Annotated in this window: 14 protein-coding genes and 1 pseudogene; 10 read left to right on the forward strand and 5 right to left on the reverse strand. The window is 62.5% G+C overall.

The window, feature by feature from the left end; genetic code table 11:
* Position 1: 1 nt before the first annotated feature.
* From doeA to ehuR, 4 genes and pseudogenes are all read right to left on the reverse strand, one after another.
* Positions 2 to 1,219: an ectoine hydrolase DoeA gene (gene doeA / locus GV035_RS04790; protein ID WP_159833872.1), complete on the reverse strand. Its 1,218-nt coding sequence runs from the start codon at positions 1,217 to 1,219 to the stop codon at positions 2 to 4.
* 11 nt (positions 1,220 to 1,230) lie between these two features.
* On the reverse strand, positions 1,231 to 2,235 hold the full coding sequence (locus GV035_RS04795; RefSeq protein WP_159833874.1) for a cyclodeaminase: 1,005 nt from the start codon (positions 2,233 to 2,235) through the stop codon (positions 1,231 to 1,233).
* 5 nt (positions 2,236 to 2,240) lie between these two features.
* Positions 2,241 to 3,203, reverse strand: coding sequence for a hydroxyectoine utilization dehydratase EutB (eutB, locus tag GV035_RS04800; RefSeq protein WP_159833876.1), 963 nt, complete (start codon positions 3,201 to 3,203; stop codon positions 2,241 to 2,243).
* A 76-nt stretch (positions 3,204 to 3,279) separates the two neighbouring features.
* A pseudogene (gene ehuR / locus GV035_RS04805) lies at positions 3,280 to 4,676 on the reverse strand (MocR-like ectoine utilization transcription factor EhuR).
* Between the two features lie 236 nt (positions 4,677 to 4,912).
* Here ehuR and ehuB point away from each other — a divergent pair.
* The 5 genes from ehuB to GV035_RS04830 all read left to right on the forward strand — a co-directional run bounded on the left by ehuB (position 4,913) and on the right by GV035_RS04830 (position 9,708).
* A complete protein-coding gene (gene ehuB / locus GV035_RS04810) occupies positions 4,913 to 5,767 on the forward strand; it encodes an ectoine/hydroxyectoine ABC transporter substrate-binding protein EhuB (protein ID WP_159833878.1) in 855 nt (284 codons plus the stop codon).
* Positions 5,768 to 5,814: 47 nt separating this feature from the next.
* The gene (ehuC, locus tag GV035_RS04815; RefSeq protein ID WP_201303906.1) at positions 5,815 to 6,498 is read left to right on the forward strand and encodes an ectoine/hydroxyectoine ABC transporter permease subunit EhuC; all 684 of its coding nucleotides are present in this window, start codon (positions 5,815 to 5,817) and stop codon (positions 6,496 to 6,498) included.
* Positions 6,495 to 7,163 (forward strand): ectoine/hydroxyectoine ABC transporter permease subunit EhuD, encoded by a 669-nt coding sequence (gene ehuD / locus GV035_RS04820; RefSeq protein WP_159833880.1) that lies wholly within the window; start codon positions 6,495 to 6,497, stop codon positions 7,161 to 7,163. The genes ehuC and ehuD overlap by 4 nt, the downstream gene beginning before the upstream one ends.
* Before the next feature lie 73 nt (positions 7,164 to 7,236).
* Positions 7,237 to 8,061: an ectoine/hydroxyectoine ABC transporter ATP-binding protein EhuA gene (gene ehuA, locus GV035_RS04825; protein WP_236572431.1), complete on the forward strand. Its 825-nt coding sequence runs from the start codon at positions 7,237 to 7,239 to the stop codon at positions 8,059 to 8,061.
* Positions 8,062 to 9,303: 1,242 nt separating this feature from the next.
* Positions 9,304 to 9,708, forward strand: a complete 405-nt coding sequence (locus GV035_RS04830) for a hypothetical protein (protein ID WP_159833883.1) — start codon at positions 9,304 to 9,306, stop codon at positions 9,706 to 9,708.
* 388 nt (positions 9,709 to 10,096) lie between these two features.
* Here GV035_RS04830 and GV035_RS04835 read toward each other — a convergent pair whose 3' ends face one another.
* Complete coding sequence (locus tag GV035_RS04835; protein ID WP_159833884.1) at positions 10,097 to 10,375, reverse strand: HU family DNA-binding protein; 279 nt, start codon at positions 10,373 to 10,375, stop codon at positions 10,097 to 10,099.
* Positions 10,376 to 11,081: 706 nt separating this feature from the next.
* Here GV035_RS04835 and GV035_RS04840 point away from each other — a divergent pair.
* From GV035_RS04840 to GV035_RS04860, 5 genes are read left to right on the forward strand one after another with little or no spacing between them, the layout of a single operon-like run.
* On the forward strand, positions 11,082 to 12,113 hold the full coding sequence (locus GV035_RS04840) for a TRAP transporter substrate-binding protein (RefSeq protein ID WP_159833885.1): 1,032 nt from the start codon (positions 11,082 to 11,084) through the stop codon (positions 12,111 to 12,113).
* Positions 12,114 to 12,129: 16 nt separating this feature from the next.
* Positions 12,130 to 14,025 (forward strand): TRAP transporter large permease, encoded by a 1,896-nt coding sequence (locus tag GV035_RS04845; protein ID WP_159833886.1) that lies wholly within the window; start codon positions 12,130 to 12,132, stop codon positions 14,023 to 14,025.
* A gap of 18 nt (positions 14,026 to 14,043) precedes the next feature.
* Entirely contained in the window at positions 14,044 to 15,123 is a 1,080-nt protein-coding gene (locus GV035_RS04850; RefSeq protein ID WP_159833887.1) for a LacI family DNA-binding transcriptional regulator, read from the forward strand.
* Positions 15,120 to 16,142, forward strand: coding sequence for a hydroxyacid dehydrogenase (locus GV035_RS04855; RefSeq protein ID WP_159833888.1), 1,023 nt, complete (start codon positions 15,120 to 15,122; stop codon positions 16,140 to 16,142). Before GV035_RS04850 ends, GV035_RS04855 begins: the two co-directional genes overlap by 4 nt.
* The gene (locus GV035_RS04860) at positions 16,139 to 16,963 is read left to right on the forward strand and encodes an amidohydrolase family protein (RefSeq protein WP_159833889.1); all 825 of its coding nucleotides are present in this window, start codon (positions 16,139 to 16,141) and stop codon (positions 16,961 to 16,963) included. The genes GV035_RS04855 and GV035_RS04860 overlap by 4 nt, the downstream gene beginning before the upstream one ends.
* Positions 16,964 to 17,439 lie beyond the last annotated feature (476 nt).

Consider the following 17,439-nt stretch of genomic DNA (forward strand, 5'->3'; position numbering starts at 1 on the left):
GCTACTCCTTCACGAACAGTTTGCGGGGCGTATTGCAAAAGGTCTCCACGCCCGTATCGGTAATCAGGATGCTTTCCGTAATCTCGAGGCCCCAATCGTCGAGCCAAAGGCCCGGCATGAAGTGGAAGGTCATGCCGGGTTCGAGGACAGTCTTGTCGCCCGGACGCAGGCTCATGGTGCGCTCGCCCCAGTCCGGCGGATAACTCGCGCCGATCGGATAGCCGCAGCGGCTGTCTTTCTCGATGCCCGATTTTCGCAGCACCGCAAAGAACGCATTGGCGATATCTTCGGTCCTGTTGCCGGGTTTCGCCGCAGCTAGGCCCGCTTCGATGCCTTCGATCACCGCCTTCTCGGCATCGATGAAATGATGCGGCGGCTTGCCAAGATAAACCGTTCGCGACTGCGGACAGTGATAGCGTTTGAAGCATCCGGCGATCTCGAAGAAGGTGCCCGCGTTCGCACAGAATGGCGAGTCGTCCCAGGTGAGATGCGGGGCCGCCGCATCCGAGCCGGTCGGCAGCAAAGGCACGATCGCCGGATAATCGCCGCCGTGGCCTTCGATGCCGGTGATGCCTGCCTCATAGATGTGCGCCACGAGGTCGCTCTTGCGCATGCCCGGCTCGACTCTCTCGAGAATGCGCCCGTGCATCTTCTCGACAATGCGCGCCGCAATGCGCATATATTCGATTTCCTGCGGCGATTTCACTGCACGCTGCCAGTTGACGAGCGCCGTCGCATCGACGAATCTGGCTGTGGGCAAATGCTGCGTAAGCGACGCATAGGCCTTGGCGCTGAAATAGTAGTTGTCCATCTCGACGCCAATGCGCTTTTTGTCCCAGCCGCGTGCGGCGATCACTTCCGTGGACAAGTAATCCATCGGATGGCGCACTTGCGACTGCACGTAATGATCCGGGTACCCGACGATGTTGTCGTGCTCCATGAACACCGTGCGCTTGGCGCCGTTTCCGTCCTGCCCGCGTCCGTACCAGACGGGTTCGCCATCCATCGCGAGCAGCACACACTGATGCACGTAGAAGGACCAGCCATCGTAGCCCGTCAGCCACGCCATGTTGGTCGGATCGGTCACGATCAGCAGATCGATGCCCGCCTTCTCCATCGCGCCGCGCGTCTTCGCGATGCGCGCATCGTATTCGCTGCGCTCGAACGGCAGGCGCACCAGCGGCGCCTCGCCTTCTCGTTGTTGCTTGCTTTCGGACATCGTCCTGTCTCTCAGAGCGTCACGTCGTTGTGGAAAATGGTTCCTGCCTGCGCGGCGCGCGCACGCTGCAGCGCAAGCGTTGCGATGGCGGTGTCCTGCGCGCCTGTGCCCGTCAGATCACACAGGGTGATTTGTTCGTCGCTGGTGCGGCCCGGCGCTTGTTGCGCAATGACCTGTCCGAGTTCCGAGAACGATGCATCTGCTTGGACCGCGCCTGACGCGATGGCGTGATGCAATTCGCCGAGCAACCGCGTTTGCTGGAGCCGATCGCAAACATAGAGTGCCTCCGCGAATACCTCGGGCGCGATCTCGTTCTTGTGCTCGGCATCCGATCCCATTGCGGTGATGTGCAAGCCGGGATGCAGATCGCGTGCATGGATCAAGGGCTCACGGCTCGGCGTGGTCGTGATGGCGATATCTGCCTGCCTGAGGGCATCGCTCACCGTGTCCGCCACATAACACGGCAGACCCGTGCATTCTCGTGCGTAGCGCAGCGCGCTGTCGCGTTCACGCGCCCAGATCGTCACGTGCTCGATGTCACGCACAAGACGCAGCGCATCTAGTTGCAGGCGCGCCTGTTCTCCCGCGCCGATGATTGCCACGCGCCGCGCTTCGCGACGCGCAAGCCATCCTGCGGCCACCGCGCCCGCCGCTGCGGTGCGTACCGCGGTGAGATAACCGTTGTCGAGCAACACGGCTTCGGTGAGTCCAGTGTGCGCGGACAGCACGAGCATCAGACCGTTGAGACTCGGAAGACCCAGAGAAGGGTTATTGAAGAAACCCGGACTCACTTTTATGGCGAAGCTCGGAAAGCGGGGCAGGTAAGCGGTTTTGATGTCGACTTCGCCGGCGTGCTCGGGAATGTCCAGACGCAAGATTGGCGGCATCGCAACCGCTTCGGTGGCGAGCGACCGGAAGGCGGCCTCGACTTGCGCGATGGCATCGAGGTCGAGCGGCACGAGCTTGCGAAGCTGCGCTTGCGACAGCAGCAGCGTGGATCGATCTGAGGCGGACATTGAATTCACCCTGCTCCAACGAGACGGCGGTGTGTGTCGATATCGATGTTGCAACCGCTGACGACGATCACGATCGGCCCGCGTGAACGCACCGTGCCATCGAGCACGGCGGCCATGCCGACCGCCGCAGCCCCTTCCACGACGAGCCGCTCCTTGCGATACGCGTGCGTGATCCCGAGGGAAATCGAACGCTCGTCGAGCAACACGACGCGGTCGATCAACTCGCGCGTCATGGCAAAGGTGTGCTGGTTATCGAGGCCGATGCCCCCGCCAAGCGAATCGGCGAGCGTTTCGAGTTCATCGACACAGACAGGCTTGCCTGCCTTGAGACTCGCATGCATGGCGGCGCCGCGTTCCATCGACACGCCGATCATTTCGGTCGACCGCTGGATGCTCTTGGCCGCGAATGCGACGCCGCTGAACAATCCGCCGCCCGACAAAGGCACCAAAATGGTCGCGACATCCGGCAAAGCTTCGAATATCTCGATGCCAATGGTCGCCTGGCCTGCGATCACGCGAGGATCGTCGAAAGGCGGTACGAATGCATAACCCTCTTCGCGCACGAGACGTTGGGCCTGGAGTTGCGCATCGTCCTGACTCTTGCCAGCGATGACAACGCGCGCACCCAGCGCGGCCACTGCATCGACCTTGTTTCTGGGCACGAGCGAGGACATGCACACCGCCGCTTCGATACCGAGCGCGCGCGCCGCATGCGCAACGGCGCGCCCATGATTGCCAGTGGATGCCGTCACGACGCGCTTGCATCCCTCATCGGCAATCTGCGCGAGCGCGTTGCTCGCGCCTCGCAGCTTGAAGCTGCCGGTGGGCTGGACCGTTTCGAGCTTGAGGTGGACCGGCACGCCCGCCATTTCGCTGAGCGCCACCGACTGCACGAGCGGCGTCACGAGCGCGCGCCCTGCGATGCGCTGGCGAGCGCGGTAAACATCGGCGAGCGTGAGTGCGGACATGTCAGGCTGGGTTGCTGTTCGTTGATCGATGCAACCGAGTCTAATGTCCTAAAAAATCAATTCTGAATGTCCTAGTTCAATTGAAATCATGCACGTGCGGATATTGTTCGAAGACCTCACGCATCGTCTCGACGGCCACGCGGAAGGTGCGTTCACCGACTTCGGCGCCGACGCACAACCGCACTGCGTTAGGCCGCTCGGCGCCGCGCACGAGGAAGGGATCGGGTGATGTGACCGCGATGTTCCGGTTGCGCAATTCGCGCGTGATGCGCTCCGCTTCCCATTCGCCCGGCACGCGCAGCCATGCAGACAATGCATTTGGATGGCTGCCCAGCACGTATTCCCCGAGCAACTCGCGTACGACGGCCTGACGCAACGCGAGGCGTTCGCGCTGAATCATTACGAGGCGCTGCGCCGTGCCGTCCATGATCCACCGGGAGGCAACTTCCGCTATCGGCGATGTCGCCATCCAGCAGCTCACGCGCAGCACGCTTTCAGCGCGCAAGGCGAGACGGCGCGGCACGGTCATGAAGCCTGTGCGCAGGCCGTCAACACCGACTTGGTCATGCTGGTGCAGTAGAACGCAAGCTCGGGGACGAGGCTAGCAATGGGCGTCTGCGTCTTCGCCGGCAGCGCGCCATATACGTCGTCCTCGATGATATAGACGCCATATCGCTCTGCTATCCGCGCGATCGCACGGCGGCGCGCGTCGGGCATCAGCGCGACGGTAGGATTGTTGAGCGTCGGCGTGCACACGAGCGCGCTGACGCGTTCACTGTCGCAGACTTCCTCGAAATGTTCAGGACGTATGCCGTGCTCGTCGATCTCAAGCCCCTTGAGCGTAAACCCGAGCACGTTGGCCGAGCCGATCACGCCGTGATCGGTGAGGCTTTCGCAAAGCACAGTGTCGCCCGGACCGACAGTCGATGCCAACGCGAGGAAAATGCCATGCGCGGCGCCGTTGGTCACGAGCAACGAGTCGGCGCTCGCCGGCATATTGAGCGTCGAGAGCCAGTCGACGCCTGCCTGCCGATGATTCTCGAAGCCCGCGATGGGCCTGAACGCGCGAATCCAGGGTTGATCTTCGATGGTCGACAAGGTCGCGCAGACGTTGCGCCACATCGCATCATGCTCCGGCGTATGCACGATGCGCGCGATCGAAAAATCGACGACAGAGCGCTCGGCCGTATCGAGCATGTAACTAGACATGGTTTCCGTCACCCGTGCCGTGACGAAGCTGCCGCGTCCGACTTCGCATCGGATCAGGCCTTGCCTTTCCAGTTCCTTATAGGCGTTGGTGACCGTCTGTACGCTAATTTTCAGATCTGCCGCCACGTCGCGCTGCGGCGGCAGGCGCGCGCCTGATGCGAGCTTGCCGCTCTCGATGTCCGCCGCCATGGCTTTGACGAGCCGCTTGTATTTCGACTGGACGCCTTGCACGGTACGCACCGCGTCGCGCCATTGTTCGTTCACGTTCCTGGTCCCCCAATGCTCGTGTTGTTTCCGCACGTGCCCAATAGTGGCGCAAAATCGCCTCAGAAAATAATTGTCCTAGAGCAATCGGAACACATATATGGCTTTGTATTCTGCCTCCGTAGACTGCGTTGCAAGGCCGTCCAACGACCTGAGCGATAAGGGTTTCTCCGGTGTCGCGGCGTCAAGCGGCCCGGTCTCTTCAAGCAAAGACAAACCATACGAACGGGAACGATATGAAGACGAAGCGACTGTCTGGATTTTTGGTAGCGGCTTGCGTTGCAACGGCGAGTTTCACGGGCTATGCGGCGAGCGCAAGCGCCGAAACGACGCTACAGCGCATTGAACGCACCGGCGAAGTGCGCATCGGCTATGCGAACGAAACACCCTTTGCCTATACGACGGCCGACGGCACGGTGACGGGCGAATCGCCTGAGATCGCCAAGAAGGTCTTTGCGAAGCTCGGCGTCAAGAAAGTGGACGCGGTGCTGACCGAATGGGGCGCCTTGATTCCGGGCCTCAAGGCGGGCCGTTTCGATGTAATCGCGGCTGGCATGTACATCACCCCGGAACGCTGCAAACAGGTTGCGTTCGCCGACCCGCAGTACCAGATTCCCGACACGCTGCTGACCATGCAAGGCAATCCGAAGAACTTCCACAGCTATGCCGATGTCGCGAAACAACCCGACACGAAGCTTGCGGTGATGGCCGGAACGGCAGAACTCGGCTATGCCCGCGAAGCAGGCATCAAGGACGATCAAATCTTGCAGGTTCCCGACACGACGGCGCAGCTTCAGGCCGTGCGCGCACGCCGTGCCGATGCCGCTGTCGGCACCGCACTGACCATGAAGGGTCTTGCCTCGAAGGGCGGACCGCAAGTCGAATCCATCAGCCAGTTCACCGACGATCCAAAGCACACGGGTTATGGCGCGCTCGCCTTCCGTCCCGAGGACACCGACTTGCGCGATGCAGTGAACAAGGAACTGCATGGATGGCTCGGCACGGACGATCATCTCAAGACCGTCGCGCCGTTCGGCTTCGACAAGTCCAATCTGACCACCAAGAAGGCGCCCGAACTCTGCGGCGGGTGAGCCCGGCAGACCGCGCGTGCCACATCAATCGTTAGCAAGGAACCGTCATGAGTGACCTCAATGAGCTTCTTCCCTTGATGATGAGGGGCACGCTCGTCACGATCCAGATCGCGACCTTCAGCATTCTGCTGGCGATCATTATGGCGAGCGTCGCCACCGTGGTACGCGCCGCGCCATACCCGCTGCTCAGATGGATGGGAAACGCCTACGTCGAGATCTTTCGCGGCACGTCGCTGCTGGTGCAATTGTTCTGGCTGTTCTTCGTGCTGCCGTTGCCGCCGTTCAACCTGCAGTTGACGCCCTTCACAGTCGCCATCGTCGGTCTCGGCTTACACTACGGCGCGTATGGTTCGGAGATCCTGCGCGGTGCGTTGCGTTCGGTTCCGGGCGGCCAGTATGAAGCGGCGCTTGCGCTGAACATGCCGGCATCGGCAAGGCTGCGCCGGGTCGTACTGCCCCAGGCGATGATCAATGCATTGCCGCCTGCGACAAATCTCATGATCGAGTTGCTCAAAGGCACGTCGCTCGTGTCGCTCATCACACTGTCCGACCTGACTTTCCGCGCCCGTCAACTCGACGAAGCGACCTTCAAGACCGCCGAGATCTTCACGCTCACGTTGCTCATCTACTTTGTGCTTGCGCAGATGATCGCGACCGTGATGCGCTATTTCGAGCGACGCGTCAGCAGCCATGTCGCCGTGCGTCGTCCCGTTCCGAGGGCCGCATCATGACCACACTCAGCCAACTGTTCGATGTGAAGTATGCGCTGCATATTCTCCCCCAACTCGCGCGCGCGGCGACATACACCATCGGCATCACGCTGGTCGGCTTTGCCATCGCGCTGGTCCTGGGCCTTGCGCTCGCCATTCTGCGGCGCAGTGACATCGCGCCTGTTGCAAAGACCACGGCCTTGTTCATCGAGTTCATACGCAGCACACCGTTGCTCATCCAGGTGTATGTGCTGTTCTATGTCGCGCCGCTCTATGGCCTGACGATGTCGGCGCTGACAGCAGGAACCATCGGCATAGCGGTTCACTATGCGTGTTACGTGTCAGAGGTGTACCGTGCGGGGCTCAATGGGGTCGCACGCGGGCAGTGGGAGGCGTCGAGCGCGCTGTCGCTCTCGCCGTGGCGCACGTATAGCGGCGTCATTCTTCCGCAAGCGATACGCCCGGTGATTCCCGCGCTCGGAAACTATCTCGTCGCGATGTTCAAGGACACGCCCGTCCTGTCCGCGATCACAGTCGTCGAGCTGATGCAGCAGGCGAAGAATATTGGTTCGGGAACCTTCCGGTATCTGGAACCGATCACCATGACCGGCATCTTCTTTCTTCTCATCAGCGTGACCTTCGCCTCGGGCGTGCGTCACCTCGAACGACGCGTGCGCCTGCCGTGAAGCAGGAAGTCACGCGTGCTGACCACTCGAACCCGGCGGACGGCGCACGGAAATGGATCTTCAGGAGCAGCAGATGAAACGAGACCTCGACCCCGCACGTGGCGCAGCGGCCGCCGCCAACGCCGAAACGCCGATCGTGCGCTTTCGGAACGTGACCAAACGCTATGGCGCATTGACGGTGCTCGATGGCCTCGACCTCGACATTGCGCGCAATGAAAAGGTGGCGATAATTGGGCCAAGCGGTTCGGGGAAATCTACCCTTTTGCGCGTGCTGATGACGCTCGATCCGCTGACCGATGGCGTCATCGAGGTGGATGGTGAACCCCTAACGCATGAAATGCGAGGTGGAAAGCTGATACCGGCCTCACCGCGGCACGTTCGCAAGGTGCGCAGCAAGATCGGCATGGTGTTTCAAAGCTTCAATCTCTTTCCACATATGACGGCCTTGCAGAACACAATAGAAGCGCCTGTCAGCGTGCTGGGCCTGTCGAAAAAGGAAGCCACCGCACGCGCGCGTGAGCTGTTGTCGATGGTCGGCCTCGACGAGAAGTGCAACCACTATCCGTCGCAGCTATCGGGCGGACAGCAGCAGCGCGTCGCCATTGCTCGCGCGCTCGCCATGCGCCCCAAGGTCATGCTATTCGACGAAGTCACCTCTGCCCTCGATCCCGAACTTTGTGGCGAAGTGCTCAATGTGATTCGCCGTCTCGGCGCGGAACATGATTTAACCATGCTGATGGTCACGCACCAGATGGGGTTCGCCAAGGATTTCGCCGATCGCGTGTGCTTCTTTTCGCAAGGGAAGATCATTGAACAGGCACCGCCGCAACAGTTCTTCTCTGCACCGCAGCACGAGCGCACACAACAGTTTCTACGTGCGGTGACGGAGGCTCTTTAATGGCTTTCTGTGCTAGTCAGCTACGGCCTTCGTCTACAAGCGGTTTTCTTCAGGCTGACGCCGTTGAGCCTCTGGGCGGCGCCAGTTGTATTCCATTTTGATCGCCGCGCTCTGACAGGGCCTTTAGCTTGCGGTCGGTAGTCCATCGAAGCCCTTCTCGATCCCAAAGGGAACCGGCCAAGTCGATTTGTCAAGAGCATCGGAGGTCGACGAAGATTGACTGCCGCCAGCCTGCCGCCTGGCATGACAACGACGGGGCTGAGACTCGCGTGTCGCTGAAGATTCCAGGCTGAGTTGGTCCCACGCGCCACTGCTGCGAATGCTTCTTACCGGTCATGCATCGGTTGTTGCGCGCGGAGTCGACGCCGGGTGTCGTATGACCGCACGACCGAACGACCTTCCTTAACCGAGCACGGCTTCGGGCGGAAGTGGATCCTCGATGTCTTCGGACATTCCACCGTTCAGTTGCAGGATGCCTGGAATGGAAAGCCGCCTTACATGTGAATATGAGATGGGCTGTGCAAACGACATCTCGTCCTACTGGAAGCGCTCGCCTGGGCCATCAGCGCGATCCTGTCGCAATTCGACAGCACCGGCTAATTGGCCGCACCGCGTCTATCTTGTTGGTGATCTCGGATTGCAGTGCCATTCCTCCAAAGCGGCGTGCGCGTCGTCCTGAGCGGCTTCAAACGACGGGAAGGCGCTCCCTGTTCGCCGAACCACGCGGGTCGTCCTGGTCACGACGTCGTGCTGTAGAATGGCCCTAACCCAGCCCCCGGCCTCCTGACTCGCAGACACCACGTCAGAACCGATTTCGTCGGTCGTCATAGTAAATAGGCAGTGCTAAGTGCTAGTTTGGGGCGAGGTGCTCGCCGCCGATGCCGTATTTATGCGCTGCGGCAGTCGTGCGGTGTCGGCCTGATCTCGATAATGATCCACGGTTCGCATGATAGCGGCTTAGTCACGTGTTCCACGGCGGTGCCAGGGCGTCCTCACCGCACCCGGCAACGCGTGCTGCGGATCGGACAAGCAATCATGGCCTTATACAGGGCAGTTACAGGTTCCCTGCGTTAGACTTGCCAGGAGGGCGATGCCGACGCCCGGTGACCGCTCCGTTGTCCACTCTTCATTATTTCTGCCATGCCCCGTAGTGCTACGCGCAAAACTCGCAGCACGGCCCGCTCGCGTCGTCCGCTAACCCGCGCCATGTTGCTTCCGTTGCCAATTGAGACCGCCAGTAAGATGTCCCTGGCCATCCATCTTGCGCTCGCCGCATGCCGGCGCGAAGGAAGCGGAACGGCTTATCAGTTCAACGAGCTGTTGCGCGTGCTTTACATGACGCTTTTCCTCCAGGAGAAAGGCTTCGGCGCGCTTCCGCTGGCGTTGTACGCGCGTGCCGAGAAGAACCTGAATGCATGTCTGTCTCGCGGGAAACCAGGCGATCATTGGTTCGTTGACGCTGAAACTGCGACTGTTCTCGAGCAAGTGCTGCGACTGCATGATGAGCAGTTGCGCGGAATCACCTATCGTGACCTGGCAGCCGCACAAGAACGGCTCGAGGGCTTCATCAGAAGCGCCCGCGTTTCGCCTCTGCCTGACGACGCGCGCCTTGCGGTACAGAAGCTGCCGGCCAATAGCAGCGACTAAGCTAACGACACTACCAGCGCAACGCGCTGACCGCCGACAGTTTTTCAGTCGCCCGTGCTGGCGGACATTGATCCGACCGGCATCGGCAGGCGTTTTAGCGCACGCGTTGGACGTTGTCCCGCAAACCACCGGTGATTGATGAACAGTTTGTCGCCCGCGACGTCGGGCAATCCGCCGAAGGAGACGCCGCCCCGGTTGTTCCGCCTCAGAGGATGGGCGACCGACGAACGGTGAAGCGGCGGCTAACTGGGAAAGGCTCCCGGTAAGCGAGCCATGATCGTGCAATCGACGCCGATGGCCTAGAGCGGCTCACTGCCGCCAAGCTGCCTAACCTCTCATTGCTGGACAGCCAACTGTTTTCGTATAGGCCGTCACCGTCCTCGTAGCGTCACGCGCGGTTAACTGCGTCCTTGAACGCCTTACCTACGGTGAATTTGACCGTTTTTGCAGCCGCAATTTCAATCGCCTCGCCAGTCGACGGATTGCGGCCAGTACGAGCGGCGCGCTCGCCGCTGCCAAAGGTGCCGAATCCGATCAACTGCACCGTGTTTCCGGCGGCCACGTCGCTGGTGATCGTCTCGAGTACCGCGTTGATAGCCTGTTCAACGGCGCTCTTGCTGGCTCCCGCCTGCGACGCTACCGCGTCTATCAATTCCTGCTTCTTCATTACTTTTCCTGTCGTTGAGCTGAACATCATCTTACCGAACCGCCGCAGGTGGCCAATCAGCTCTCGTATCCAATAATACGGCTTTGCGTGCTTTCGACACAAACCCTTTCCACCCGATGGGTTCGGCTTCCGTCGCCGGGCCGGCACGATGTCGGCTCGCGCAGAGCCGCGCGTCGTCGAGCCGCTGCCAGTGAACTCATTCTAGCGTGGCGAGCTTCCGTGGACGCTGTCCTTTTTGTCAATGGTCGCGGCGAAGGCGGCCGTCGCTTTTTGTCATCGTCCCCGATGTCGACGGTAAGCTAGGCAAACCGGTGCAGGTGCCGGCGTTGTAACTATTGACGCATTACATGAGGCTTGGCAACGAAGGTACGGCGAGAGCCGGCTACCCCTTGCCTCTCGAGCGCCCCAGTCCCCAGTTAGGCCACTTCGACGAATCAATTGAGTCGTGCGCCTAAGCGGAAAGCGGACGCTATTGTGCCAGGGCATTGTTCACTGCTCCCGTTGCCGGGCACGCCTTAGATGCTTGGCTCGACCTTCGTTCGTTTAAAGAGCGCGATCGCCGGCCACAGAGCACTGCGGGAAAACGCTCGGTTGACCAGTGCAAACCACTCGCCTACTGTATCGATACACTAAATCGATACAGCCGCGCGGGTGTTCCCCTGCGCGCAAACTCGTCCGCGCTCACGCGGCAATCAGGAGACACACCATGCATTCGATTTCCCGGCGACGGTTCCTTCAGACGGCCTCTGCAGCCTCACTTGCGGCAGCGGGCGCGGGCTTTCCCGCCATCGTGCGCGCAGAGCCGGCCGTCGCGCTGCGGTTGTCGTCTTCCATGCCCGCGAACGAGAACGCCGCGCACTACGTCTGGTATCAGAATCTCGCCGCGAACCTCAAGGCGAGCGTGGGCGACCAGATCCGCATCGACTACTTCCCGAACAACCAGCTCGGCAAGGAAAGCGACGTGGTGCAGCAGGTCAAGGTAGGCGCCGTGGACATGATGGTCACCGGCTCGTCGATCTGGGCGACCGTGCTTCCCGAGCTCGGCATGCTCGACCTGGGCTATGTGTTCGACAGCTTCGACCACGTCGGCCGCGCGATGGACGGCAGCGTCGGGAAGTCGTTCGACAGCATGCTGCAACAGCGCGCGGGCTGCTCCGTCGTCACATGGGGCTATTCCTTCGGCGGCCGGAATGTCTTCACGAAGAAGCCGACGCAATCGCTCGCGGACATCAAGGGCGTGAAGCTGCGTGTCCTGCCCACGCCCGCCTTCATGGAGACCTTCAAGCTGATGGGCGTGGTGCCGACGCCCATTCCCATCGGCGAGCTGTACATGGCCGCGCAGACGGGTGTCGTCGACGGCTTTGAGCACGACTGCGCCACCGTGCTCGCCAGCAAGTACGACGAGGTCGTGAAGTCGTGCTGGCAGACGCAGCATGTCTTCAGCCCGCTCGTCGTCGTGATGCGCCGCCGCTCGCTCGCAAAGATCCCCGAGAACCTGCGCCCCGCGTTTCAGAAGGCCGCGCAGGACGCCACCGCGAAGCAGCGCGTCGCGGCCATTCGCACCGCCGCCAGCGCCGAGCAGGAACTCAAGAAGCGCGGCATGACCTTCTATCCGATGTCGCAAGCCGACCGCGACACCGCGCGCAAGGAAATGCAGACGCAGTTGTACGCGAGCTTCGCGAAGCAATATCCCGCGACCGCACCGCTTTTCACCGCCATCGCCTCGGCCCGGGCCTGAACGGAGGAACGACGCCATGATCACATTCTCCGCGACGCCCGGCCCCGAGGCTACGCTCGCCGCGCCGGACTTCGGTCACGAGACGCCGCTTGCGCGCGGTCTCGTGCGCCTGATGCACGGCATCGAATATCTGTGTGCGGCTGTGCTCGCGGCGGACGTGCTCGTGGTGTTTCTGTCCGTGATCTACCGCTACTTCCTGCACGACCCGTTCGACTGGGCCGAGGAAGTCGCCCGCGCGCTGATGATCGTGCTGGTCTTCTTCGGCGCGGCCACCGTGCTCGGGCGCAGCCAGCACGTCGGCGTCGATCTGTTTCGCGGCATGCTGCCTGAGCGCTGGCAACCGGCGCTCGTGCATGCCGGCCATTGGGTGATCGCGGGCGTCGCCGCGAATCTTTGCGTGTCATCGTGTCTGCTGCTCGTCGATTCATACGGGCAGATGACGCCGAGCGGCCTGCCCGCGTGGATCAACGTATATCCGCTCGTCGCGGGCAGCATGTTCATGACGGTGTTCGCCCTCGCCCATGCGTTGAACGGCACGCGCAGACTCGTGCTCGGCACGCTGGTCGGGTGCGCGGCGATCGCGGCGGCGGTGTACGGGTGGAACGTCCTCGTACCCGGTCACGCGGTGAGGCCGGGCGCGCTGCTTGCCATCGGCTTCATCGGTGGACTCGTGCTCGGCGTGCCGATCGGCTTCGTGCTTGCCTTCTCGGCCCTGCTCTACTTTCTCGCGGAACCGTCCCTGCCGATGCTCGTGTACTCTCAGCAGGTCATGGCCGGCACCGATCATTTCGTACTGCTCGCCATTCCGTTCTTCGTACTCGCCGGCCTGCTGATGGAAACCAACGGCATGTCGTCGCGCCTGATCGAACTGCTGCTGCGCATGTTCGGGCGGGTACGCGGCGGACTCGGCCTCATCACGATCATGGCCACCGCGTTCTTCTCGGGCGTGTCCGGCTCCAAACTGGCGGATATCGCCGCGGTCGGCGGCGTGGTGATGCCCGCGGTGCGCCAGAGCCGCGAAGACCCGAACGAAGCCGCCGCGCTGCTCGCATGCAGCGCCGTGATGGCGGAGACCATCCCGCCGTGCGTCAACATGATCATCATGGGCTTCGTGGCGAACATTTCGATCGCCGGCCTCTTTCTCGCAGGCGTGGTGCCGGCTGCGGTGCTCGCCATGGCGCTCGCGATTGTCGCCGTGATCTGCGGCCGGCGCATCAATCTCGCCGATGCCCTGACGCACCCGCGGGCATGGCTGCCGCTGCTCGGCGGCGCGCTCGTCGCACTGGTCATGATCGCGATGATCGGCAAGGGCGTGACTTCGGGCATCGCGACATCGACGGAAGTATCGGCGTTCGCCGTGGTCTACGCCCTCGTCGTCGGATGGCTCGCATTCCGCGAGCTCACGCCTAAGTCGATCGTGCGCGTGTTCGTGCGCTCGGCATCGATGGCAAGCAGTATTCTCTTCATCGTGGCGGCGGCATCGAGCGTTTCGTTCGCGCTGACCATTGAGCAGATTCCCGCGCTCGTGTCCGATTCGATGATCGCTTTCGCGCATCACTATGGCCCGACGATGTTCCTGCTGCTCTCGGTGCTCATCATGATCGTGTTCGGCGCGGTGCTCGAAGGCGCGCCCGCGCTCATCATCTTCGGGCCGCTGCTCACGCCGATCGCGACGCAACTCGGCATCAACCCTCTGCACTTCGGTACGGTGATCGTCGTTGCGATGGGTTTCGGCCTCTTCGCTCCGCCCGTCGGTCTCGGCCTGTTCGCGACCTGCGCGATCACCGGCACGGACATGAAGGCGGTGGCGCGTCCCATGGTCAAATATCTGCTGGTGCTGTGCATCGCACTGGTGGCGCTGGTTCTGGTGCCGTCTTTCTCACTTTGGTTGCCGACCCGGCTCGGCCTGTAGCCGGTAGAAGTCAACGCTATGAGCACCATTCAGGATGTGGCCCGCGAAGCCGGCGTGTCCGTGAGCACCGTGTCGAACGTGCTCAACGGCCGCATCGATCAGATGCGCCAGGAAACGCTTGCGCGCGTGCAGGCCGCGATGAGCACGCTCCGGTATCGCCCCAGCACGCTGGCGCGTCAGCTGAAGACCGGGCAGACGCCGATCGTCGGATTGCTAGTGCCCTCCATCGCCAATCCGATGTACGGGTGTATCGCGCGCGAGGTCGAAACCTATGCGCAGGAGCGTTACGGCTATCGGGTGATGATCGGCAACACGTATCGCGATCCCGCGAAGGAAGCCTCGTTCTTCGAGGACCTGCTTTCGCAGGGCGTGCGCCGCGTGATCGTGATTTCATCGCTCGCCAATGAGCGCCACCTCGAAACCGCCGCCGGTCGCGGGATGGTCGTCGTGAGTTACGACCGCCGCGCGACCGAAGGCGAGGCCACGCGCGTCGACCATGTGACGCCCGACAACTTCGGTGCCGCGCGCATGGCGACACGTCATCTCATCGGACACGGTCACACGCGGCTTGCGTTCGCGACGCTGACGGGCATGACGATGAGCCGACGCGACAAGATCGACGGCTTTCTCGCCGCTGCCAGCGAAGCGGGCCTGTCCGGGCGCGCGCAGGTGCTCGACAGCGGTCCGGTCAACGAATACGGCGACTCGATGATCGCCGAGAACGGCCGCGCGCTTGCGCGTCGAGTGGCGGCCGACGACGAGCGCCCGACCGGGATCGTCGCGGTCAACGACCTGATGGCGCTGGGTCTGATGGCGGGCTTGCGCGAATCGGGGCTGCGCGTGCCCGAGGACGTGTCGATCGTCGGCATGGACGGGCACTTTCTGGCGGCGATCTCGAACCCCGCGCTCACCACCGTACAGCTTCCGGTGCCCGCCATGGCCGCCGCAATGGTCGAACGGGTGATGCATCCGCACGATGAGCCGATGCCCGCGTCGGAGCAGGGGCTGTTCACGGACATCACGCTCGTCGAACGGGAATCGGTAGCGCCGCCGGGCAGCGCCAGGCCGGTAACGAAGCAATCCAGGACCAGAAAATGAACAAGGTATTCGTGAGTCATCCCCGGCACATGCTGGAGCATTATTTCGGCGCCCGCGCGACGGCGGCGCTGGCGAAGATCGCCGATGTCGCCTACAACCCCGAAGACCGCGAGCTGACCACGGCCGAACTCGCCGACACGGCGCGCGACGCGGATGTCGTCATCGCGTATCGTCAGACGCCTGCGCCGCGCGCGTTGTTCGAGGCGCTGCCGAAGCTGGCTGCGTTCGTGCGCTGCGCAGTGGATATTCGCACCGTCGATGTCGATGCCGCCAGCGAACATGGCGTGCTCGTCACGCAGGCGAGCGCGGGCTTCGTGCCGGCGGTATCCGAATGGGTGATCGGCGCAATGCTCGATCTCGCGCGCGCGACAACCGCATATGCATCGGCATATCACCGTAACGAAGCGCCCGTGCCGCAGATGGGCCGCGAATTGCGCGGCAGCACGCTCGGCGTGATCGGATACGGACAGATATCGCGTTATCTGTGCGAGCTTGCGCTCGCATTCGGGATGCGCGTGATCGTGTCCGATCCATACGCGCGAATCGACGATGCGCGCGTGCGCGCGGTCGATCTGGACGCCTTGCTGGCGCAGGCAGATTTCGTCGTCTGCCTCGCGCCCGCGAACCAGCAGACCGCGAATCTGATGAATGCCCGCGCCTTCGCCGCGATGAAACCCGATGCCTGTTTCATCAACGCGGCGCGCGGTGAACTGGTCGATGACGCCGCGCTCTTCGCCGCGCTGGAGAGCGGACGCATCGCGGGATGCGCGCTCGATGTCGGGCGCGCGCCGGATCAGATGCCATCGCCCCGGCTGGCTACGCATCCGCGTGTGATCGCGGCGCCACATGTCGGTGGCTTGACGCCGGGCGCGATCGAGCATCAGTCGATGGAGACGGTCGCCCAGACGGAGGCGCTGTTCAAAGGCCGCATGCCGGTCGGCGCGGTGAATGCGGCGCACGCGTTCCGGCTGGCGCGCTGGGGTCACGCGGGCATCGACGTTCCGGCGGATGCGCGATGAAGTCGCCGCTTCCTTACGAAGGCGCGTGCGATTGCCACATCCATGTGTACGAGGAAGGCTATCCGCTCGCCCCGAGCGCGACGTTCATCCCGCCACCGGCGCCTGCGTCCGAGTATGCGCGAGTGCAGCGCACGCTCGGCCTGTCCCGCGCGATCGTCGTGCAGCCAACCGGCTATGGCTTCGACAATCGCTGCACGCTTGCCGCGATAGCCGAACTGGGCCACGGGGCGCGCGGCGTCGCGGTCGTGCCGCCGGATGTCGGCGAAGACGAATTGCAGCGTCTGCATGACGCGGGCATTCGTGGCGTGCGCTTCATGATGCTCCCGGGCGGCGTTTTGTCATGGGACGCGCTGGCGGAGATGTCGGCGCGCATTGCGCCACTCGGCTGGCACATCGATCTGCAACTCGACGGGCATACGTTGCCGCACTACGAACCGATGCTGTCGCGTCTCGCGTCCAGACTCGTGATCGACCATCTCGGCAAGTTCCTCACGCCTGTCACGCCGCAGAGCGAAGGCTTCGCGTCGCTGTGCCGTCTGCTGGATGGCGGGCGCTGCTGGATCAAGCTCTCCGCGCCGTACGAGAGTTCGCGCGTCGGCCCGCCCGCATTCGACGACGTGGCGTGGCTCGTGAGCGAGCTGTCGTCGCGGTATCCGGAGCGGGGACTGTGGGCATCGAACTGGCCGCATCCCAATGTGCGGCCAGTGCCTGACGACGCCCACATGCTCGACTGGGCGACGCGTCTTGTCGACGGCGATGAAGCGCGCCGCAAGATCCTCGTCGACAATCCCGCTGACTTATACCACCTGCAGCCGGGCTAGAGTTCATACGCACTTCGATTTTCGAAATGGGATCGCCTCTAGGTGACGTGCCTTGCGAAGACTCGCAAAACATATTGTTTGGGTGCGGCACCCTGCAACCAAGCCAGAACCGTGATGGTATATATGACCGCGCTCGACGCTTGGCGGCCGAGCGTCTATCCACCTTCTTGGAATCAACCAGTCAGTCGCTAGCCGTCACCGCCGACGCATCATCGGTCATAAGCCGTCGCTCGCAGGCGCGCCGACGACCGGCTGCGATACGCGGCATTGCTGTCATTCGCGATAAGATGCAGTCGAACGCCACTGCTGCTTTTTCGCTCACAACGTTGGTAGGGTGCATCGTTACCTCAAAGGCTTACGCGCGCCCGAGCGGAAAATCGTCCGAGGCTCCAATTTGTCCGTCGGGCGCCGACTCCCAAGCGTCCAGTGCCTAGTGGGCCAGCGGTCGAAGTTCAAACATTAGCCGGTTAAGGCGA

Origin of the sequence: Burkholderia sp. 8Y (genome assembly GCF_902506145.1) — a bacterium.
Classification (GTDB): domain Bacteria; phylum Pseudomonadota; class Gammaproteobacteria; order Burkholderiales; family Burkholderiaceae; genus Caballeronia.